Here is a 19,463-nt window from a genome sequence, read left to right on the forward strand (position 1 = left end):
TAATGGTTGGTATCGTTAATAGTACGAATCGGGGTGAAGCGATTGATTACACAGAGAAAAAAGACCTATGAATTAATTGTTGAAAAAATAGAAGAACTCATTTTAAATGGAGGACTGAAATCGGGAGATAAGCTGCCGCCCGAAAGAAAACTGGCGAGTCAGTTTAACTTCAGCAGAACGTCTGTGAGAGAGGCACTACAAGCATTGGAGACTAACGGTACGATTGAGATTAGACAAGGCGGGGGGAGTTTCATCAAAACGTCTGAAGTTCAAATGATAAGTGATGCACTCTCCTCTACGTTTATTCAAGCCGAAAACAACTTGGTCTATGAAATGCTTGAATTGCGTCGTGCTTTGGAAGTCGAATCGGCATCACTTGCCGCACAACGCGCAACTTCCGCAGATTTGGAAAAGATTCGCCAATCACTGGAACTGATGGCCGCATCCCAGGAAGATGCAGAAGCGGGAGTACAGGCAGATTTGCATTTTCATCTGCAAATCGTCCAAGCTTCTCAAAATAAATTACTGATTAATCTGATTCAAACGCTTACAGAACGAATGGAAGACACAATACGAGCGACACGCAAACATCGTTTTTTAAATGACAATCGCTTTGAGGATACATTTGAGGAGCATAAGGAGATTTACGTGGCAATCGCATCGGGCAATCCCCAGGAGGCAAAGAAACTGATGGAAGAACATATTACGCGTATTCGTAGAGAGCTGAGCATGAATTTTTTGCCGGAGTTAGGATAAACAATATGTTAGATCCAACTATAGTAAACGATATATTTAAAAATGGTTGCATTAAGGGGTAAAATTATGCAAAAAAAGATACGGCTAATGAATAGCCGTATCTAAACAAGTAGATCATTTTAGTTTCGCTGCCTGGCTTTCAGAAAGCGTATTTCCTTTAGACGAAAGGAAAGTAACCAGTTTATTAGTTTTTCGTAGTTCTCTTTCCATAATTTTTTCATTAACAATGTCAAGAATAGCAAGGCTAGAAATAGTGAAAAAGAGATTATAGTTGTTAACCGGAAAAATAGTGTTTCTTGAAACCCGCCATAACCGACGCAAACAGCAATACTACTTACAAAAATGATAGCCAGCACAGGTAACAATTGAAAAAATATATCGTATTTTCTATTCTTGATAAACCGCATTATATGTGGGGAAATCATAGCAATAAGTAAGATATACGATATGATGACGAGCGTATCTACTACAACTATGAATATATCCATCTTGCTCATAACCTCCCTTTTAAAATCAACTAAAAGAATGACTCTTTCGGAAGATGCTATATACATAATATATACCCTTCCAATCCTGCATTTATGCCTAGAAAGGCACACATTTTTTACAATAAAAATAAAGAAAGAGGATGGTTTTATCACCCATCCTCTTCCCCGTGGTGTTAATCTATTATTTCGAAACTCTCCAACATATGGTGGAACCTAGCGCCGTGACCCTCCGCCGCTTCAAGGAAATAGTTTTCTGTAATGACGAAGCTTCCTTCTTTTCCGTTGCTTAAGACGTAAGCAGTGACGACTTTACTATCCCACTCACTGCCTGTAATACCATGCAACCAGTATCCTTCGAGCGGTTCTGTTACTGTTTCCACCGCGCGCAATTCAGGGAAATCCTTCTTCAATTCTGCTTCGATTTTGCCAACAAGGTCTTCCGGTTTTTCATTGGCGACTTGTTTAATTTCCATCGTTACTTCAGGGTATTTTTCAGGTAATGGATCAATTGTGGTAATGATATCTACCTCTTTTCCGTTGATCATTTTGTAGCGTGTTTCATCTACATAAATGATGTACTCGGAGTTGGTACCTTCATTCAAGTTAACGTTCGCTGCCTCGTCCTGACCTTCGATACTTTGAATGATTTCTTTTTCAGGGACGAACATATCTTTAATGCCTTTAATGAATGCCAGTCCTGTATCCGTTTGTAAACTGAATGCAATGACAAGGGCGGCGGCAGCTGTAATAATGATGGGAATTACTCGGCTTTTCTTTTTCATTTTTTTTACCTCCCCTTTGTTATCTTGCTCTTCGCTGAACAATTCTTTTTCCAAACTACCCCATATTTCATCTTTGAGCCCATTCGTTTCCTGTTTGGTCCGTGTATGAAGTTCTTCATTTACTCGTTTGTCGAAATTACTCATCGTAACCCATCCTCCTTATCTAACGTATCCAGCTGTTCTTTCAGCTTCTTCCTGCCTTTAAACAACCGTGATTTTACAGTATTCAGATTCAAACCTAGAATGTCTGCAATCTCTTTTTCGGTGAAGCCTTTCACATATTTTAAAATGAGCGGAATCCGGTGCATGTCTTCTAGTGATTGAATCGTATCGTATAAATCAGATAGATGATTGAAAGATTCTTCAGCAAGGGAAGGATCATTTTCTAAATCGGGATGTTCGAACTTTGATAGTGGTGATTCTTTCTTTAGGTAACGAAGGCATTCATTCGTCAAGATTCGATAAAACCATGGATCGAAAGGCAATTCGGGATTGTAGCTGCCGATTTGTCGATACACGCGGATGAACGTCTCTTGGACGGCATCTTTCGCCATTTCACGGTTTCGCGTAATTGCAGAGGCCGTTCGGATTGCATAATCAGCATATGCTTCGTAAAAGATACGGAATGACTCTTTATCTCCAGCCAGTATATTTCGTATTATTTCTTCTTTTTCCATTTAGGTTCAACTCCTTCGGAACAACGGTATTTTGTTGTTCATACTATACTTACCCTCAGAACTATGAAAAAGTTTTCGTGTCTACAATCTTATTTTTGTAATGCCGAGTCGAATGACATATGCGGATGAAAGCTATCGTGTAAACTAAAAGGTGAAGTATGAAAAGTGTGAAAACAGAGGAGAGAGATTGATGAAAGTCGTTGCGATTGTCGGGAGTTTGAGGAAAGAGTCATTTAACATGCAGTTAGTGAAAACGATTGAAAAGAGGTACAGTCACCTTTTTGAAATAGAAATTGCAGAAATCGGTAATCTTCCGTACTTTAATGAAGATAATGAAAAGACACCTCCGGAAGTGGTACAGAAATTTAAGAAAATGATTATTGAAGCAGATGCTATACTTATTAGTACACCGGAATTCAACTGGTCCATCTCCGGTGTTTTAAAAAATGCGTTGGAATGGCTGTCCAGGGTCGATAAGGTGATAGCGGGGAAGCTAGTCTTACCGATGGGCGTTTCACAGGGAGCACTCGGGACAGTAAGGGCTCAGTTGCACTTACGACAAGTATTAGGGAGTATCCAAGCGAATACGATGCCTCCTGCAGGAAATGAAATCTTCATCGGCTCTGCCGGACAAAAGTTCTTAGATGGCGAGCTGATAGATGAAATGACACTTAAGTTTTTAGATCAAGTCGTCGAAAAGTTTGTTACTTTTGTTAAAGAACAAGAAGTTAAATAATAAAAGAAACCGCCTTTTTGATTTCCATTGGAGAAATCTTAAGGGCGGTTTGTATATTATATAAATTAAAATAAAGAAATCCTTCAAATTTGCTTCAGCTACCCTTTGTAAGACGCCTAAGCTGTATTCAATTGTACAGCCGATCCAGTTAAATAACTTTCACCATATGATGAAACGGTTCACCAATAATTGTCCATGGGGAGACAATGTCATAACCAAGCCGTTTGTATAGACGAATAGCTGGTTCTTTTTGTGTTTCTACGTTTAAAGAGAGCTTTGCGATGTTTTTTTGCTTCGCAATTTCTTCCGCATACTGAAACAGTTTCGTCCCGATTCCTTTACCGCGAAACAAAGGATCAATACAAACAGTATCGATATAAAGTTCGTCAGGTAACGATTCCGCATCCACTTCAGAATTGTCGGCACCTTTTTTTGCGAGCCATTCACTTAAATTTCGATCGAGATCAGGGGCATCTGTACCTGCGTATAACACCATAATACCGGCCACTTTATCATCTAGTTCTGCAACATATGTATAGAAATAGGAGTGTCGGTTATCTTCACGCTTGAACAGTATACAGAGTTCCTTTTCCACCTTGTCCCAGTCTGTTTCGCCTGTCATTCTTTTGGCAATATCACCGATTGCGTCAATTATAAGTGGTGCTGCCTGAGTTGCATCAATCGGTTGTGCCTGCCGAATCGTTATGTCCATTTGAAAATCCTCCTTATTTATCCTCTGATTATAGCAAACGTTCTTACCTATTTAAAAAGAACCACCCACTGCAAATGCAGTAGGTGGTTCAACTTATCTACTATATTTCAATCTTCGTTGGGAAATAGTCGGTAAGGTCATACCGATAACGATGATAATAATCCCGATTATTTGGAAAATAGTCAGCGATTCTTTCAATAAAATAACGGAGGCGGTAACGGCAACCGGCAGTTCCGCGGCACTTAATATAGAGGTCATTGCAGTACCGACTTTTGGCACGGCAATCGAAAAGAGATAAATTGGAATGACAATCCCAAATAATCCGAGAATGATGCCATATATCCATAAACCGCCGCTAAACAACGTACCATTCCAGACGATTTCCGGCGTTTGGAAAAAGAAGATGGCAATTGCTGCAAAAAACGATGTGAATAGCAGACGCGTTTCCGTATCCATACCTTCGACTTGTCTCGAGTTAATCATAACGAAAGATGCAAAGCTGACAGCTGAAGCCATTCCCCATGCCCATCCTTGCCATGGAATTCCGCTAAGGTCTGCATCGATAATTCCAGCTGCAAGTATGGTTCCTCCAAAAAGGAAGAGTAGTGAAATAACTTCAATTTGTTTCGGCAGACGTCTCTTCGCAATGCAGTCGAACAGCATACCGACCCAAGTGAATTGGAATAACATGACCACCGCAAGTGAAGCGGGCATATATTCAATAGCTTGTCCATATACTGTGCCTGTTGTAGCGGTAAATAGACCCGCTAACAGTAGCGTAGAACCACCACCAAATTTAGGGATTCTATGTCGTACAATAACGAAAATGAGTAGTGCTATAAAAAATCCAACGAAATATTGGCTCGTCACTGCTTCAGCAGCTGTGAAACCATCTAGGATCGCCAGTTTAATAATCGTCGAAAGAATTCCGTAACAACTTGCTGCAAAGATAATAAGTAACGGATAAATCCAATGTTTCATAAAATAACCCCCTTTTCCATTCCATCAGTATATCACTATTTGGGAAAGGCTTACAGGTCTGAGGTCGGAGGACTACAACAAGTTATGCTGAGAAATTTCAAAGACCCGTCCATAAATTGAAATGAGTTCACCAAGTTCTGAATATAACTATATTTATTTGTATTCTATCTGTAGTTCGCGTTCCATGATACGATTAGAAAAATAGAGTGACAGGGAGAGTTTCGATGGTTAACACTAAGAAAAAGCATGTTCTTATTTACGGTGATGCATTTGTCGATTATATAGCGAAAGACCAGTCCAATTCGACATTTGCAATGTTCCTTGGCGGTGCTACGGTCAATGTGGCCGCGGGTATTTCCAGACTAGGTGCCTCAGTTGCATTCATTACAGTGACAGGTGATGATCCGACTTCTGAATTTGTCCGAGATGAATTGCAAAAAGAGGGCGTCGATTTGGCATTCGCAAAACTTGAGAATGATAAACGGGTTAGCGGTGTTTATATTCATTTGACGAAAGATAACGACCGTATTTTCCAGACTTATATCGATGAGACACCTGATATCCAGGTGGAAGCCTCCGATTTGACTGTGAAGGCGTTCCAGGATGCATCTGTGTTGCATATTTGTTCAGGCACGATGTTTCATCCGACTGCTTTGGAGACTACACGGGAAGCGGTGCATCTTGCTAAAAAACATGGTGTACTTTTGTCGATTGACGCAAACATCCGACCGCTCAGGTGGGAAAGTGAAAATCTTTGCCGCGAGACGATTTTGTCTTTCGTTGAGAGATCGGATCTGTTGAAGTTGACGGAAGAGGAACTTTTTTTTCTGACGGAGACAGAGACAATTATTGACGGTATCGGCAAGCTGGAGTCCTATCAAATTCCTGTCATACTTATTACTGCCGGAGAGCTTGGAACGTACGCTATTATCGATGGTGCAGTGACTCATGTGGGGATCACATCAGTCGTTCCTGTCGATACAACGGGAGCAGGCGATGCATTCATGGCAGGAATTCTTCGCCAAATCCATTTGAAAGGACAACCTAAAACGACTGATGAATGGATTGATTTTATTTCCTTTGGTAACAAACTTGGCGCAATCTGTGTAACAAAATCAGGAGCCTTGTCTGCGATGCCTTGGCTTATAGACATAGAAGAATAAATGAGTCCTCCCAGTCATATCGATTGGGAGGACTCATTTATGAGATGGAAGGTTGTTATATTTATCTAATTTGTTATATACAATGTATAACAGAGTTGTTATACTGAATTTACTGAAAATAACAGAGAGGTTGTGAAGTCTTTGTCTCAACTCGAAAATATTCCATGGAGCCTTATTATGCCGATTATTGTGTTGCAGGTCATTCTCATGAGTATTGCCCTCGTTGATGTTATTCGGCATCAGCGGACAAATGGACCGTTCATCATGTGGATTTTCATTATCATCTTTGTAAATCTGATTGGTCCTATCCTGTACTTTATTTTTGGGAGGCGGCAAGTATGAACACTTTGCTTCAAGTAGAAAATTTGTCTAAAAGATATGGGACCAATAAGGTAGTTGAAGAGGTTTCGTTTGCGCTTGATGAAAATACCGCTACGGCTTTGATTGGACCGAACGGGGCTGGAAAGACGACGACACTGTCGATGCTTGCAGGTCTGGTTTCGCCGACTGGCGGCATAATGCAGTTTCAAGGTGACTCCAAACCAGATATACGGTCGGTTATCGGATTTCTCCCACAGTATCCAAAATTCTTCCCATGGCTATCTGCACTTGAGTTCACGGAAATGGCAGCTCAATTGAGTGGAGTAGCATCTAGACAAGCAACTATCGAAGCAAGAAAGACATTGGAGTTTGTCGGTCTTGGGGAAGCCCTTAACAAAAAAATAGGTACCTATTCTGGAGGGATGAAACAACGACTTGGGCTTGCGCAAGCAATTGTCCATAAACCGAAGTTGCTGTTGTTGGATGAGCCGGTATCTGCACTGGATCCAGTTGGACGCCGCCAAGTGATGAATTTGTTGAAAGAATTGCAACGGGAAACAACGATTTTATATTCAACCCACATTTTGAATGATGCGGAAGAAATGACCGATCAGGTGCTTTTTATGAGACACGGAAAACTTGTTGAACAGGGTTCGCTTAATGAGGTGCGTGCACGCCATGCAGAACCGCGTATTATTATAGAATTTGAAGGTATGCAAGAATTGGGACGTTTCAAGGAAATGGTCGAGTGGCAAGTGACGTCAAAAGGATTGGTTCTATCTATTGATGTTCAGTCGCAATTGATTGAAATGTCATCTGTTCTATCCGTATTAAGTGCGGGTGCTTTCCTAGTTAGAAAAGTTGAACTTCAAACGGCGACCCTTGAAGAAATCTTCATGAAAGTGGCGGTGATTTGATGAATGGATTGAGCGTGTTATTGCGTAAAGAATGGCGTGAGCATACAAGAAACTTTAAGATACTATGGATCCCTATTGTCTTTATCATTTTCGGGATATTAGAGCCCCTTACGAATCATTTTTTACCTGAAATCATGAAAAGTGTTGGCAATTTGCCAGAAGGAGCCGAATTTACTTGGCCAGAATTCAGAGGGGAAGATATTTTCATATCATTACTTGGGCAATATCAACTCATTGGCATTCTTGTTATTATTTTTGCATTCATGGGAGCGATTTCAGGTGAACGGAAAAATGGGACAGCGACTCTTCTCTACGTCCGCCCGATGTCATTTCGTAATTACTTTTTGAGCAAGTGGATCGTTATTAATGGAATTATACTGGGTAGCGTATGGCTAGGTTTCGTTGGAGCATGGTATTACATTGAACTTCTCTACAACCATATAGATATAATGTCGGTCTTCGCATTTATTGCGACTTATAGCCTGTGGATTATCTTTGTTGTGACGGTTGTCTTAGCGTTGAGTGCATCACTTCCAACAGGTGGTACTGCGGGGCTTGCAATTCTGACTACACTTATTTATCAGGTTATCGATTCACTTATCGGAACATATTGGACCGTGTCACCCTGGAAATTGTCGGTGTATGCTTCTTTTTGGTTTAAGCCGGAATCAGATAAAGCGGATTTATGGATGAGTTCAGGCCTCACATTGGTCCTTATAGTCGCACTTATCGTATTCGGTATTTACATGGCAAAACGGAACGCAGCAAAAACAACAATGTGACTGAAAATTCTGTTATTATTATAAGGAAAGCACATAGTCTAGACGCTGTTCAAGGTTAAAAAATGATACTTATTCTACGAGATAGGGGGAATTATATATGACAGTACGCAACTCGGACCGATTTATTTTTGCATATAACCGAATTGAAAAGTCAATGGAGAAAATTAGTGGCTTAAATAGCTATATGCCATTCTCGCGCTTAATTGACAAATCAAAGCATTTGAACGCAATTATCCGCAAGTTTGAGCAGGATTTGCGGGAATATGGTGATTTGCGTAACGCAATCGTTCATCATCGCACAGATAATGAGTATGCAATTGCGGAACCGCATGACGATATAGTCGAGCTGATTGAGTATATCGAACGCGAACTATCAAAACCAGTTACAGTCGGCGATATGTTTACACGAAAAGTCCATACATTACAGGCTTCTGATACATTATCCTCCGGATTAAAGATGATACGTGAAAAAAAGTTCAATCAAATCCCTATCTATCAGAATAACAAGTTCATTGGACTTGTAACAGCTACGGGAATTACATATTGGCTTGCAGATAATATGACAGATACTATCATTTCCCGGGAAATGCCAACACTCCTCGACATTTATTCCCATGAAAAACAAAAAAACACATACAAATTCGTTAAAAGTAATCTTTCTGTTTATGAAGCTGAAGAATACTTCAAAAAGTTTGTCTCTGAAGGAAAGCGCCTCGAAGCTCTTTTAATAACTGAAAACGGTAAGCCCGAAGAGAAATTACTGGGAATAATTACGCCACTGGATCTTATAAAAATAGAGTGAAAAAGCTTTGTACCATTCACACAAAGTGAGTGGTACAAAGCTTTTTTCAATACTTGGGCAAACCGGATCCTGGTGATTTCTCGGCGCTGGACGAATTGCTTTTAGTATCGTGGTGACGTTTTTCTTCTTCCCATTCCATCCGAGCGTCCTCAAGAGGTACCGCATCAACAGTTTGCATATCCTCATGCATATCATAAATGCTCTCTTTATCTGTTCGGAGATATTCTGGATTATCCATATATGGCCCATCTGCATCATTCCGGTCACGTTCAGTGAATACTTTCTTTTTAGTCACTAAAACCAGACTCCTTTCTATTTTAATCTGCCGTGGAATATTCTGTTGTCCTTATGTTATTCACTATTTTATAGAAATTAAACATTAAAGTTTTTTTATGAAATTGACGGGTACATTATGAAAAAGAGACTATTCATCAAGGAGGAGCTATGTAAAATGGAACACAAGAAATTTATCGGTACATTTCATTCTGAAGATACTGTTTTATATAAAATCACGGAAATGAAAGCGCAAGGATATGTTGAAAGTGAGATGTATGTAGTTACGACCGCAGAAGATACTATTTCAATGTTGCGTGGACAGACAGAAGCCGAACTTTTAGGTACAACTAATGGAAATGGGTTAGACCGATTCAAACTATTTTTGAGTGACGAAGAACCGATTCTAGCAGCTTTTAAAAGCATGGGGGTTTCAGAACAGAAATCAAGGGAGTACTATAATGAGGTGAAGAATGGCGGAGTTGCATTGTTCGTAGAGGATAGGGAGAGACATAATCAGACGACGGAACAGCACCCTGAAGAAATGGATAGCAGGGCTGAACGAAGTTTGAGTGGAGAACAGTTGGCTGGATTAGATAATAACCAACAAGACACCGTTCCACGTATTAATACAAATAACTTATAGTTGGATAGAAAAAAGCTGATTCCAGTTGAAATCAGCTTTTTTCACCTTCATTTTTCACCTGCTTTATTTCCCCGACTGCCTGTTGCGCTTCGCCTTTTAACTTTTCAAACTTACCTTCGGCTTGCAGTGAAGCATCATTTGAAGCATTACCAATCTGGTCTTTCGCTTCACCTTTTATTTTATTCACTGTACCTTTTACTTTGTCTGATAAACCATCGTTCGTCATAGTAAAACCTCCAATTTTTTCGTTGTTTACAATATACCCGCCAAGAAAAAACCTGAACTTGTGAATAGTGTACGGATTTTGGAATACCTTGTCTAAAGATGGGTCTAGATACCTATAGGATTCGTCTAAAATGTGACAAATCAAGTGTACCTACTTGTCGATATATTGCGTATAATGGATACAACTATAAAATAGTGGGGGAGATGAAATGTTTAGAAAAGGTCGATATGCGTTATGGGGAAATAAGGAGTTTGAACTGATATCATACCTACGACAATATTATTTGCAATCAGGCAATCCTTTAGATTTAAAAAATGGATTTATCGAAAAGAACGGAAAAAACCCTGTTTTCATTAGACCGGTCTCAGTAAGGGAATTGGAAGATGCATATGAAATTATTCCATATGCGATGATAGAGGGGTATCGCTTTGCTGTGGAAGGTTACAACGAAAAGACAGGTAAATTGGCACTCGTGACAAATAATCCATTTGTCAAGGAGAAAATTGACGTTCGCCCATATGGGAAGTTTGAATACATCATCGAAATTGCTTTGAACGATCATGGAGTGGAATTAAAGGAAGATCGAATTCCTATACTTGGTTTTAATGGTTTAAACCCATGAAAAGGTAATCATGTATGTCGAAAGTGGACACACAGGATTACCTTTTTCATTGTTTTAGGAGCTGAAGTACGGATTGGGCCTGTTGCATATGCATTGAAAGGACATATTGACCTGCTTGTAGCAGGATATTCGCTTTCGTTAGTGCCATCATTTCTTTTGCGAAATCTATATCACGTATGCGAGATTCGGCGGCAGTTAAGCTTTCTTCCATAACTAGTGTATTATTATAAGCGTGTTCAAGTCGGTTGGTATAGGAACCCATTCGAGAACGTTCAGACGAGACGATTTTAGTGGCATTATCAAGTGCATCGATGGCATTATTGGATTTCGCGGAGTCTATAATTGACACGTTCTTCAACCCTATTGAAGTAGCACTCATATTATCGATATAAAATTCAATCGACTGCCGGCCATTAGCCCCGGCTTGGATTTTTAATGAAGAACGTGAGCCGTCTAGCAGAGGGAGTGAGTTGAATTCCGTATCATTGGATATGCGGGTGATTTCATTTTTTAGTTCTTCAAATTCAAGAGAAAGGTTTTCGCGATCTGAATTAGTCAATGTTCCGTTGGAAGACTGAACACTTAACTCTCGCATTCGCTGGAGAATGGAATGAGTTTCATTTAAAGCCCCTTCGCTTGTCTGGAATAGTGAAATTCCGTCTTGGATATTGCGTCCTGCCATAGACAGTCCACGGATTTGAGCGCGCATTTTCTCAGAAATCGCAGTACCAGCTGGATCATCCGCAGCACGATTTATGCGCATGCCTGAAGACAATCGTTCCATTGACTGCATTACTTGTTTGTTTTGCAAGTTCATATTGCGGATAACGTTCATTCCTGTTGATTGCCAAATTCCAAGCATCGCAAAAACCTCCTGCCTTTGTGTCATACATCGGCGTTAAATAGAGATTATTAAGAGGAGGATTTATTGGTAATGAAATTAACTGAATTTCGTTTAATAAATTATGAAACAGGGTATTTACATTTGAGGGTATTGTAAAGAAGTGTACATAAATAACCAATTGAACAGTTTAACCATAGGGGGCGAAGTAAGTGCTGGAATTTAAAAATGTATCGAAAATCTATGCCGGCGGAAAGAAAGCTGTAGATAATTTGAACTTACATATTAATGCGGGTGAATTTATCGTTTTTATTGGGCCTAGTGGATGCGGAAAGACAACAACAATGAAAATGATTAATCGGTTAGTTAAACCGTCAGAGGGCAAAATTTTAATTAACGGAGAAAATATTATGGAAAAGAACATCGTCCAATTACGTCGTTCAATTGGATACGTTATCCAACAGATTGGTCTCTTCCCCCATATGACCATTCGCGAAAATATTGCTCTCGTGCCTCGGCTTATGAAAAAGTCGATTGAGGAGCGCAATGATAAGGCAGATGAGCTAATTAAGCTAGTGAATATGCCGGCGGAATTCCTAGATCGCTATCCACATGAACTAAGCGGAGGGCAACAGCAGCGTATTGGTGTACTTCGTGCATTAGCCGCTGATCCTCCACTTATTTTAATGGATGAGCCTTTTGGTGCGCTCGATCCAATTACTAGGGATTCGTTGCAAGCGGAATTCAAAAATCTTCAAAGAACACTTGGGAAAACAATCATCTTTGTCACACATGATATGGATGAGGCCATTAAACTAGCAGATCGAATTGTAATTATGAAGGACGGAAAAATTGTTCAGATGGGTACTCCAGACGAAATATTAAGGGAACCCGCCAATGAATTTGTAGAGGACTTCATTGGAAAAGATCGTCTCCTGCAAGCGCAGCAACATATCCAGACTGTAGGGCAAATCATGAATTCAAGTCCGATATCTATCCAAGCTGGAGGAACCCTATCGCAGGCAGTTCAACTTATGCGTGAACGTCGTGTCGACTCACTCCTCGTTGTTGATGAAAATAACGTGCTAAAAGGACTGCTGAATGTTGAGATGATAGACAGAGGCAGGAATATGGAAACGTCAGTCGGGGACGTCATGTCTACAGAATTGACCGTTGTTCAAAAAGATACTCTTCTTCGAGAAGCGACACGTAATATTCTTGTACGGGGCTTGAAATATGTAGCTGTTGTCGATGAAAATCGACATCTGGTCGGTCTGATTACAAGAACAAACCTAGTCGATATCGTCTATGATTCCATTTGGGGAGATGGCGAAGGAGAATCTGAAGAACAAACACTAGGTCAAGTGTAAAGGAGGTTATTGAATGAACGGACTTATTGATTTTTTCTCTGAGTATGGAGGCCAGCTTGCAACGAAGACTTGGGAACATCTCTATATTTCATTTATAGCGCTTTCCCTCGGTATTATTGTCGCAGTTCCACTTGGCATAATGCTAAACAGAGTACCTAAAGTAGCTGGTTTTGTGTTAGGGGTCGTTGGCGTCATCCAGACGTTCCCGAGTCTTGCAATTCTAGCCTTCTTCATACCGCTTCTTGGAATTGGAAAAGTACCTGCAATTGTTGCTTTATTTCTTTATTCGATGTTGCCAATTCTTAGAAACACATTCATCGGTGTGAGAGGGGTCAATCAGGATCTCGTGGAAGCCGGTCGTGGTATGGGTATGACAGCTTTTGAGCGAACTTTAAATATTGAACTACCACTGGCGATTCCAGTTATTATGGCGGGAATAAGGCTTTCAGCGGTCTATCTAATCGGTTGGGCAACACTTGCTTCGTTCATCGGTGGAGGAGGACTGGGAGATTTTATCTTTGATGGTTTGAATTTATTTCGAACAGATTTAATAATTGGTGGTGCGATACCGGTGACATTACTTGCACTTCTAGTAGATTTCCTTCTCGGCCGGTTTGAATTGTTTGCAACGCCAAAAGGACTGAAAGAAAGCAGGAAAGTGGTTTCTTGAGGAGGGAATACAATGTTTAGAAAAAATATTAATAAATTTATAATTCCGCTCTTGGCTACAACCTTGTTGATAGGGGGCTGTTCACTTCCTGGCCTTGGCGGAGGGGAAAACACCATCCGAATTGCAACACTGACAAGTACAGAAACGTCGACTTTAGGTCATGTAATTCGATTAATGATAGAAAAAGAAACTGATTTGAATGTTGAAATGGTGGAAAATCTGGGAACGTCTATTATACAGCACCAGGCATTGACCAGTGGACAAGTAGACATTACGGCGGCACGCTATACGGGTACTGACATGGCAAGTGTTTTAGAGATAGAGCCAATATCCGATCCTGAAGAAGCAATGGCTTTAGTCCAAAAAGAGTTTGATGAGCGTTTCGATCAAGTTTGGTACGATTCTTATGGTTTCCAAAATACGTATGCACTTACAGTGACGGATGCCCTCGCTGAAAAAGAAGGACTTAATACTGTATCGGATATAGAAGAAATCTCTGATGAATTAACGCTCGGCGTAGACAATTCATGGCTGAACAGAGAAGGCGATGGTTACCAGGGATTTGTCGAGACATACGGATTTGAATTTGGTGAAGCATTGCCTATGTCTCTCGGACTTGTCTATCAAGCGGTGAATAGCGGAAAGATGGACGTTGTTCTGGCGTATAGTACGGATGGGCGTCTGAAAGCTTTCGATTTGAAAACGTTAGAAGATGATAAGAAATTTTTCCCGCCGTATGAGTGCTCGCCCGTCACACGAAAAGATGTCATTGAAAAGCATCCAGAAATCGATACTATTCTGAAAAAACTTGCTGGTAAAATTGATGGGGAAACGATGACACGTCTAAACTACGAAGCAGATGTCAACAAAAAAGAACCTGCTATCGTGGCAAAAGAATTCTTGGCTGAAAACAATTACTTCAACTGAGTCACTGGAGGTGAGCTAATGGAAACGTTACAAGAACTGTGGGCCTATTTCACGATAAACGGCACCTACGTATGGGATCAGTTTGTAAGGCATTTCCTGATGTCTGCTTATGGAGTCCTGTTTGCGGCGATTGTAGGAATTCCCGTGGGAATCCTAATTGCCCGTTATGGTAAATTGAGTGGATGGGTATTATCGATAACGAATATAATTCAGACCATCCCGGCCCTCGCAATGCTCGCTGTTTTAATGCTGGCGATGGGACTGGGACCGAACACGGTCGTGATGGGCTTATTCCTATATTCTTTATTGCCAATCATAAAAAACACCTATACAGGAATTAAAAGTGTTGAAAAATCCGTATTGGAAGCAGGTCGTGCAATGGGGATGACACGGACACAAATGCTGTTCATGGTTGAACTACCACTTTCGATGTCGGTAATCATGGCGGGCCTGCGAACTGCACTTGTTGTTGCAATCGGAGTCGCAACAATCGGAGCTTTCATAGGCGGCGGAGGACTCGGCTCTATTATTATCCGAGGCACGAATGTGACGGACGGCGCGGCTATCATTTTGGCAGGTGCGATTCCAACTGCCTTAATGGCGGTAATTGCAGACTTATTAATGGGCTGGTTGGAACGTGTTCTATCCCCTGCAAACCGGAAGGCAGTGACTAAAAAAGTTTCACCTGTAAATAATATAGTATAGCAACGGATTGGAGGAGACTCAATGATAGAAAATTTTAATATACGTAAGGAAATGTTTGAAGATACACCAAATGAAACATTGCATTTCGAGTTGACCTTGGACGGGAATGAATACCAAGGACATTACAAGGACAATGATGTGAACTGGTTTCAAATGAAGCCTGACCAGGAGAACCACGAAATGCAGATTGCAGATTTGGAAGCCGAAGTGAAAAAGAGAATTAAAGAATGGGAATTACATTGAATGGAAAGTAGTTCGAAAACCACCGATAACTTGGTGGTTTTTTTATTTACGGGACCTCTTATTGTTAGAACGAAAAATTGGCACTTGTCCGAAATTAGCGAATGTCTACTAAAAAAAGAGAGAAGAAAATTGTCTGGATTCACCAATTCTAGCTACTTGTTAAGCGATATAAAACATCATCATCGTCTGAAGGATTTCCACGTCCATCGGTATTATTTGTAATGAAATAAAGCGATTTTCCGTCTGAAAACACATCTCGGATACGGCCAAAACCCTCAATTTTGTCAACTACTTCACCGCTCTGCGGATCTATGACTAGAATTGCTTCTCCACGAAGGGTTGCAATATACAGCAATCCCTTATGAAATACCATACCGGATGGTGCCCAAGTCTCACTTGAACCGGAAGTAAGCAATGGCGTTTCCAAACCTTCTTCTGATTCTGTCCCCTCAATGATCGGCCATCCATAGTTTTTGCCTTCTTCAATGATATTTACTTCGTCATTTGCGGATTGACCATGTTCCGAGGAGTACAAATTTTCGTTTTTATCCCACGCGAGCCCTTGAGGATTTCTATGCCCAGAGCTAACAATTTCAAAGGCGTTCTCTCCAGTGAGGCGAATGATTTTCCCGTTGAATGATTTTGGGTTTTGAGCTGAATCAGGATTCGCGCCATCCCCTATCGTTGCGTACAAAACATTGTCAGGTGAGAATGCGAGACGGCCACCATGATGGACTGGTCCGGATTCTATACCGTCCAATAAGATTTCGTTTTCGTACCAAGAACTCCCATCATACTCTAGCGTCACAATTCGATTGACAGGTGCTCCTTCAAAATCATATGTGTAGTAAGCATAGGCTTTGTGGGAGTCCTGAAAACCTTTATCCAAAACAAAGCCTAGTAAACCTGATTCAGCTGCATTCGATAAAAGTGCTGAAAGATGGACATCCTCCCGTATCAATTTTCCGTCCTTCCCGACCTTAACAATCGTTCCCGCTTTCTCGGAAATGAAAAAGTACTCGCCGTCATAGTCAATGGACCACGGTGAAAGCAGTTGAGTTACAATTTTTTCAGTTGGATCATGATTTAGAGTTGGATTTAATTCCTGATTGCAACCTGCCGGAATGATTAGAAAGAACAATAGAAGAAGGTGTTTCAAAGCGGATACCTCCATTCATACATCATTTTCACTAGTATATAACGGTGTGCGGAAGAAAAGGAAATGAAACCCATCAAATATAGCATCTTGTATTGTATAAAAATGGGTTAGGACTGGCATGCTTATTTGTAGATATCATAATAGATTTGGAAAGCGGTTCGAAGGAGGATATAGAATGGCAGAAGATAAAAAAGGGCTATCAAGAAGGGATTTTCTGAAGACGACCGGAATAGCGACCGGGGCACTCGTAGGAGGGGGTCTCATTGGAGGTCTTGTCGGTTACAACGTCAACAAGGAAGGTCAAGTTGCAGGAAAGGCTGGACATAAAGGGGCAGGCGATGAACAAGTCGCCGTAAGCAATCGAGGTCTGATGTTCTTTACGAACATGGCAGAGTTCAGTTTGTTGTCTCAGGCAGTTGAGCGGATTTTCCCAGAAGACGATCTTGGTCCTGGTGCAATTGGACTCGGGGTTCCCTATTTCATCGACAACCAACTAGCGGGCAATTACGGAAGTAACTCGAAGGAATATATGCAAGGACCATTCTTTGCCGGTGAATCGACGCAAGGATATCAAAGTAGGCTAACGCGTGCGGAGATTTTCAGACAAGGAATTGCAAAAATGGAAGCAGAAGCAATGGGACGGTTCGATAAAAAGTTCGCTGATCTAGAGGGTGGTCAGATGGACGAAGTTATCACCGCGTTCCAAAAAAATGAAATTGACATGAAAGGCGTGTCATCGGAATTTTTCTTCAAGCTACTTCGGCAGGCAACAATGGAAGGTGCTTACGCAGATCCAATTTACAACGGTAATACCAATATGGATGCTTGGCGCATGAAGGAATTCCCAGGCAATCAAATGACCTATATCGCAGAAATAGAAAATGAAAAGTTTGTGAAATACGAACCACAATCACTGAGTAGTATGGAACATTAAAGGGGGAACAGCGAATGGCAACAACGTTGGAAAAAGTGGATGTCGTTACGGTTGGAGTTGGTTGGACAGGTGGTATTATTGCTGCTGAATGTGCAAAAGCAGGACTGAAGGTTGTCGGATTGGAACGTGGAAAGGAGCGAAGTACAGCAGATTTTTCGAGGGTGCATGATGAGTACCGATATGCAATGCGTTATGAGCTGATGCAAGATTTATCGAAAGAAACAATTACGTTTAGGAATCACCAAAAAATGAGGGCATTACCTATGCGACAAATGGGATCTTTTCTTCTTGGAGAAGGGCTCGGTGGGGCAGGGACGCATTGGAACGGGCAAACGTGGCGTTTTCTACCCTATGATTTTGAAATCAAGTCAATGACAGACAAAAAATATGGAAAAAACAAACTATCAGCGGACTACCTGCTACAAGATTGGGGCATTACCTATGATGAGTTAGAACCTTATTTCGACAAATTTGAAAAGACTGCAGGATTATCTGGTGAAGCCAAAAATCCTTTCGAGGGGAAACGTTCTTCTGATTACCCAACACCCCCAATGATTAAAACCCCACTCCTGAAAAAATTTGAAACGGCAACAAGCAATCTTGGATATACGCCCTTTATGTTACCATCCGCAAACTTGTCAAAGGCTTATACTAACCCAGACGGCGAATCAATAGCAGCCTGCCAATACTGCGGGTTTTGTGAACGATTTGGTTGTGAATACGGAGCAAAGACTTCACCGGAAATTACGGTCATTCCAACCGCAAGGAAAACTGGAAACTTCGATGTACGTTTCCATGCAAATGTTGTAGAAGTGTTAAAGAAAGGTACTAAAGTGACGGGCGTAAGGTATATCGACAATCAAACTGGAGAAGAATATATACAACCGGCAGAAGTTGTTGTGCTTACGAGTTATGTCATGAACAATGCAAAACTATTAATGGTGTCAGGTATCGGAGAGCAGTACAATCCAAAGACGCAAAAAGGTACGCTTGGCAAGAACTATGCATATCAAATCCTTCCTGGTGCTACAGGGTTTTTCGAAGAACAAATGAATGTTTTTATGGGAGCTGGATCTCTTGGTATATCAATCGATGATCTGAATGGAGACAACTTCGACCACAGTGATCTGGATTTCATTCACGGGGGGAATATCGCCATGACTCAGACGGGCACTCGTCCAATCCAGTCAAATCCTATACCGCCAGATACGCCAACGTGGGGAGCCGATTTTAAGAAGGCTTCTATTCACAACTATACAAGGACACTTAACGTCTCAACAGAAGGCGCGTCGATGCCACACAAGGATAATTTTATGTCGCTCGACCCAGATTACAAAGATGCGTATGGTATTCCATTACTCCAGCTGACGTACAATTTTACTGAACAAGATCGAAATTTACACAAGTATATAGGTGGAAAGACTACTGAGATAATGAAAGAAATGGGTGCAAAGACAGTCATGGCCGGAAATCCAATTACAAACTATGATATTGTTCCGTATCAGACAACTCATAATACAGGCGGAACTATTATGGGGGCAAGTCCAGATAACAGCGTGGTCAACAATTACTTACAACATTGGGACGCTGAAAATCTTTTTGTAGTCGGTGCCGGGAATTTTGCGCATAACAGCGGATACAATCCTACAGGGACAGTTGGTGCACTCGCTTACCGAGCAGCGGAAGGAGTCATTAACTATAGTAAAAACGGCGGATCACTAGTGTGAAAA

24 protein-coding genes are annotated in these 19,463 nt (G+C 41.0%); 16 read left to right on the forward strand and 8 right to left on the reverse strand.

All coding sequences use genetic code 11. From position 1 onward, the window contains the following. Positions 1 to 42: 42 nt before the first annotated feature. Complete coding sequence (locus AC1TO4_RS14570) at positions 43 to 756, forward strand: FadR/GntR family transcriptional regulator (RefSeq protein ID WP_482105929.1); 714 nt, start codon at positions 43 to 45, stop codon at positions 754 to 756. A 661-nt stretch (positions 757 to 1,417) separates the two neighbouring features. Here AC1TO4_RS14570 and AC1TO4_RS14575 read toward each other — a convergent pair. Together AC1TO4_RS14575 and AC1TO4_RS14580 are read right to left on the reverse strand one after the other, a co-directional pair. Next, positions 1,418 to 2,170: a hypothetical protein gene (locus AC1TO4_RS14575; RefSeq protein WP_482105930.1), complete on the reverse strand. Its 753-nt coding sequence runs from the start codon at positions 2,168 to 2,170 to the stop codon at positions 1,418 to 1,420. Continuing rightward, positions 2,167 to 2,703, reverse strand: coding sequence for an RNA polymerase sigma factor (locus tag AC1TO4_RS14580; protein ID WP_482105931.1), 537 nt, complete (start codon positions 2,701 to 2,703; stop codon positions 2,167 to 2,169). The genes AC1TO4_RS14575 and AC1TO4_RS14580 overlap by 4 nt, the downstream gene beginning before the upstream one ends. A 190-nt stretch (positions 2,704 to 2,893) precedes the next feature. Between AC1TO4_RS14580 and AC1TO4_RS14585 the strand changes: the two genes are divergently transcribed. Next, positions 2,894 to 3,439, forward strand: a complete 546-nt coding sequence (locus tag AC1TO4_RS14585) for an NADPH-dependent FMN reductase (protein ID WP_482105932.1) — start codon at positions 2,894 to 2,896, stop codon at positions 3,437 to 3,439. Positions 3,440 to 3,587: 148 nt separating this feature from the next. Here the strand turns inward: AC1TO4_RS14585 and AC1TO4_RS14590 are convergent, their stop codons facing one another. Together AC1TO4_RS14590 and AC1TO4_RS14595 are read right to left on the reverse strand one after the other, a co-directional pair. Then, positions 3,588 to 4,151 (reverse strand): GNAT family N-acetyltransferase, encoded by a 564-nt coding sequence (locus tag AC1TO4_RS14590; protein WP_482105933.1) that lies wholly within the window; start codon positions 4,149 to 4,151, stop codon positions 3,588 to 3,590. 93 nt (positions 4,152 to 4,244) lie between these two features. After that, positions 4,245 to 5,132 carry an EamA family transporter gene (locus AC1TO4_RS14595; protein ID WP_482105934.1) on the reverse strand — a complete coding sequence of 296 codons (888 nt, stop codon included), beginning with the start codon at positions 5,130 to 5,132 and terminating at the stop codon, positions 4,245 to 4,247. 224 nt (positions 5,133 to 5,356) lie between these two features. On the opposite strand from AC1TO4_RS14595, the gene AC1TO4_RS14600 reads away from it, so the two are divergent. From AC1TO4_RS14600 to AC1TO4_RS14620, 5 genes are all read left to right on the forward strand, one after another. After that, entirely contained in the window at positions 5,357 to 6,295 is a 939-nt protein-coding gene (locus AC1TO4_RS14600) for a carbohydrate kinase family protein (protein ID WP_482105935.1), read from the forward strand. Between the two features lie 141 nt (positions 6,296 to 6,436). Continuing rightward, positions 6,437 to 6,637, forward strand: a complete 201-nt coding sequence (locus tag AC1TO4_RS14605) for a PLDc N-terminal domain-containing protein (RefSeq protein WP_482105936.1) — start codon at positions 6,437 to 6,439, stop codon at positions 6,635 to 6,637. After that, positions 6,634 to 7,533, forward strand: coding sequence for an ABC transporter ATP-binding protein (locus tag AC1TO4_RS14610; RefSeq protein ID WP_482105937.1), 900 nt, complete (start codon positions 6,634 to 6,636; stop codon positions 7,531 to 7,533). Before AC1TO4_RS14605 ends, AC1TO4_RS14610 begins: the two co-directional genes overlap by 4 nt. Further along, complete coding sequence (locus tag AC1TO4_RS14615) at positions 7,533 to 8,315, forward strand: ABC transporter permease (protein WP_482105938.1); 783 nt, start codon at positions 7,533 to 7,535, stop codon at positions 8,313 to 8,315. The genes AC1TO4_RS14610 and AC1TO4_RS14615 overlap by 1 nt, the downstream gene beginning before the upstream one ends. Positions 8,316 to 8,412: 97 nt before the next feature. After that, positions 8,413 to 9,117 carry a CBS domain-containing protein gene (locus tag AC1TO4_RS14620; protein WP_482105939.1) on the forward strand — a complete coding sequence of 235 codons (705 nt, stop codon included), beginning with the start codon at positions 8,413 to 8,415 and terminating at the stop codon, positions 9,115 to 9,117. Between the two features lie 46 nt (positions 9,118 to 9,163). On the opposite strand, the gene AC1TO4_RS14625 is transcribed toward AC1TO4_RS14620, so the two are convergent. Beyond that, entirely contained in the window at positions 9,164 to 9,412 is a 249-nt protein-coding gene (locus AC1TO4_RS14625) for a hypothetical protein (protein ID WP_482105940.1), read from the reverse strand. Positions 9,413 to 9,568: 156 nt separating this feature from the next. Between AC1TO4_RS14625 and AC1TO4_RS14630 the strand changes: the two genes are divergently transcribed. Then, positions 9,569 to 10,036: a YflT domain-containing protein gene (locus AC1TO4_RS14630; RefSeq protein ID WP_482105941.1), complete on the forward strand. Its 468-nt coding sequence runs from the start codon at positions 9,569 to 9,571 to the stop codon at positions 10,034 to 10,036. A gap of 31 nt (positions 10,037 to 10,067) precedes the next feature. Here the strand turns inward: AC1TO4_RS14630 and AC1TO4_RS14635 are convergent, their stop codons facing one another. Next, on the reverse strand, positions 10,068 to 10,262 hold the full coding sequence (locus tag AC1TO4_RS14635; protein ID WP_482105942.1) for a CsbD family protein: 195 nt from the start codon (positions 10,260 to 10,262) through the stop codon (positions 10,068 to 10,070). Positions 10,263 to 10,470: 208 nt separating this feature from the next. Between AC1TO4_RS14635 and AC1TO4_RS14640 the strand changes: the two genes are divergently transcribed. Continuing rightward, entirely contained in the window at positions 10,471 to 10,884 is a 414-nt protein-coding gene (locus AC1TO4_RS14640; protein ID WP_482105943.1) for a hypothetical protein, read from the forward strand. A 46-nt stretch (positions 10,885 to 10,930) separates the two neighbouring features. On the opposite strand, the gene AC1TO4_RS14645 is transcribed toward AC1TO4_RS14640, so the two are convergent. Continuing rightward, positions 10,931 to 11,746 carry a flagellin N-terminal helical domain-containing protein gene (locus AC1TO4_RS14645; RefSeq protein ID WP_482105944.1) on the reverse strand — a complete coding sequence of 272 codons (816 nt, stop codon included), beginning with the start codon at positions 11,744 to 11,746 and terminating at the stop codon, positions 10,931 to 10,933. A gap of 191 nt (positions 11,747 to 11,937) precedes the next feature. Here AC1TO4_RS14645 and AC1TO4_RS14650 point away from each other — a divergent pair, with 191 nt between their 5' ends. From AC1TO4_RS14650 to AC1TO4_RS14670, 5 genes are read left to right on the forward strand one after another with little or no spacing between them, the layout of a single operon-like run. Further along, the gene (locus AC1TO4_RS14650) at positions 11,938 to 13,095 is read left to right on the forward strand and encodes a betaine/proline/choline family ABC transporter ATP-binding protein (RefSeq protein WP_482105945.1); all 1,158 of its coding nucleotides are present in this window, start codon (positions 11,938 to 11,940) and stop codon (positions 13,093 to 13,095) included. Positions 13,096 to 13,108: 13 nt separating this feature from the next. Further along, entirely contained in the window at positions 13,109 to 13,765 is a 657-nt protein-coding gene (locus AC1TO4_RS14655) for an ABC transporter permease (RefSeq protein ID WP_482105946.1), read from the forward strand. A 12-nt stretch (positions 13,766 to 13,777) separates the two neighbouring features. Beyond that, positions 13,778 to 14,692: an osmoprotectant ABC transporter substrate-binding protein gene (locus AC1TO4_RS14660; RefSeq protein ID WP_482105947.1), complete on the forward strand. Its 915-nt coding sequence runs from the start codon at positions 13,778 to 13,780 to the stop codon at positions 14,690 to 14,692. 18 nt (positions 14,693 to 14,710) lie between these two features. Continuing rightward, positions 14,711 to 15,397: an ABC transporter permease gene (locus AC1TO4_RS14665; protein WP_482101337.1), complete on the forward strand. Its 687-nt coding sequence runs from the start codon at positions 14,711 to 14,713 to the stop codon at positions 15,395 to 15,397. A gap of 21 nt (positions 15,398 to 15,418) precedes the next feature. After that, positions 15,419 to 15,640 (forward strand): hypothetical protein, encoded by a 222-nt coding sequence (locus tag AC1TO4_RS14670; protein ID WP_482101336.1) that lies wholly within the window; start codon positions 15,419 to 15,421, stop codon positions 15,638 to 15,640. A gap of 148 nt (positions 15,641 to 15,788) precedes the next feature. Here the strand turns inward: AC1TO4_RS14670 and AC1TO4_RS14675 are convergent, their stop codons facing one another. Then, a complete protein-coding gene (locus AC1TO4_RS14675) occupies positions 15,789 to 16,799 on the reverse strand; it encodes a PQQ-dependent sugar dehydrogenase (RefSeq protein ID WP_482105948.1) in 1,011 nt (336 codons plus the stop codon). Between the two features lie 175 nt (positions 16,800 to 16,974). Here AC1TO4_RS14675 and AC1TO4_RS14680 point away from each other — a divergent pair, with 175 nt between their 5' ends. Both AC1TO4_RS14680 and AC1TO4_RS14685 read left to right on the forward strand, forming a co-directional pair. Then, positions 16,975 to 17,733, forward strand: coding sequence for a gluconate 2-dehydrogenase subunit 3 family protein (locus AC1TO4_RS14680; protein ID WP_482101334.1), 759 nt, complete (start codon positions 16,975 to 16,977; stop codon positions 17,731 to 17,733). A gap of 14 nt (positions 17,734 to 17,747) precedes the next feature. Then, complete coding sequence (locus AC1TO4_RS14685) at positions 17,748 to 19,460, forward strand: GMC family oxidoreductase (RefSeq protein ID WP_482101333.1); 1,713 nt, start codon at positions 17,748 to 17,750, stop codon at positions 19,458 to 19,460. Positions 19,461 to 19,463 lie beyond the last annotated feature (3 nt).

The sequence above is a fragment of the Sporosarcina sp. Y838 genome (assembly GCF_056786515.1).

What these genes read in the sequence shown, in the direction of transcription:
- AC1TO4_RS14590 (WP_482105933.1), bottom strand. Translation starts at nt 4,151, where the DNA reads ATGGACATAACGATTCGGCAGGCACAACCGATTGATGCAACTCAGGCA.
- AC1TO4_RS14600 (WP_482105935.1), top strand. Translation starts at nt 5,357, where the DNA reads ATGGTTAACACTAAGAAAAAGCATGTTCTTATTTACGGTGATGCATTT.
- AC1TO4_RS14575 (WP_482105930.1), bottom strand. Translation starts at nt 2,170, where the DNA reads ATGAGTAATTTCGACAAACGAGTAAATGAAGAACTTCATACACGGACC.
- AC1TO4_RS14645 (WP_482105944.1), bottom strand. Translation starts at nt 11,746, where the DNA reads ATGCTTGGAATTTGGCAATCAACAGGAATGAACGTTATCCGCAATATG.
- AC1TO4_RS14580 (WP_482105931.1), bottom strand. Translation starts at nt 2,703, where the DNA reads ATGGAAAAAGAAGAAATAATACGAAATATACTGGCTGGAGATAAAGAG.
- AC1TO4_RS14615 (WP_482105938.1), top strand. Translation starts at nt 7,533, where the DNA reads ATGAATGGATTGAGCGTGTTATTGCGTAAAGAATGGCGTGAGCATACA.
- AC1TO4_RS14595 (WP_482105934.1), bottom strand. Translation starts at nt 5,132, where the DNA reads ATGAAACATTGGATTTATCCGTTACTTATTATCTTTGCAGCAAGTTGT.
- AC1TO4_RS14585 (WP_482105932.1), top strand. Translation starts at nt 2,894, where the DNA reads ATGAAAGTCGTTGCGATTGTCGGGAGTTTGAGGAAAGAGTCATTTAAC.
- AC1TO4_RS14655 (WP_482105946.1), top strand. Translation starts at nt 13,109, where the DNA reads ATGAACGGACTTATTGATTTTTTCTCTGAGTATGGAGGCCAGCTTGCA.
- AC1TO4_RS14635 (WP_482105942.1), bottom strand. Translation starts at nt 10,262, where the DNA reads ATGACGAACGATGGTTTATCAGACAAAGTAAAAGGTACAGTGAATAAA.
- AC1TO4_RS14685 (WP_482101333.1), top strand. Translation starts at nt 17,748, where the DNA reads ATGGCAACAACGTTGGAAAAAGTGGATGTCGTTACGGTTGGAGTTGGT.
- AC1TO4_RS14670 (WP_482101336.1), top strand. Translation starts at nt 15,419, where the DNA reads ATGATAGAAAATTTTAATATACGTAAGGAAATGTTTGAAGATACACCA.
- AC1TO4_RS14620 (WP_482105939.1), top strand. Translation starts at nt 8,413, where the DNA reads ATGACAGTACGCAACTCGGACCGATTTATTTTTGCATATAACCGAATT.
- AC1TO4_RS14680 (WP_482101334.1), top strand. Translation starts at nt 16,975, where the DNA reads ATGGCAGAAGATAAAAAAGGGCTATCAAGAAGGGATTTTCTGAAGACG.
- AC1TO4_RS14660 (WP_482105947.1), top strand. Translation starts at nt 13,778, where the DNA reads ATGTTTAGAAAAAATATTAATAAATTTATAATTCCGCTCTTGGCTACA.
- AC1TO4_RS14665 (WP_482101337.1), top strand. Translation starts at nt 14,711, where the DNA reads ATGGAAACGTTACAAGAACTGTGGGCCTATTTCACGATAAACGGCACC.
- AC1TO4_RS14630 (WP_482105941.1), top strand. Translation starts at nt 9,569, where the DNA reads ATGGAACACAAGAAATTTATCGGTACATTTCATTCTGAAGATACTGTT.
- AC1TO4_RS14610 (WP_482105937.1), top strand. Translation starts at nt 6,634, where the DNA reads ATGAACACTTTGCTTCAAGTAGAAAATTTGTCTAAAAGATATGGGACC.
- AC1TO4_RS14640 (WP_482105943.1), top strand. Translation starts at nt 10,471, where the DNA reads ATGTTTAGAAAAGGTCGATATGCGTTATGGGGAAATAAGGAGTTTGAA.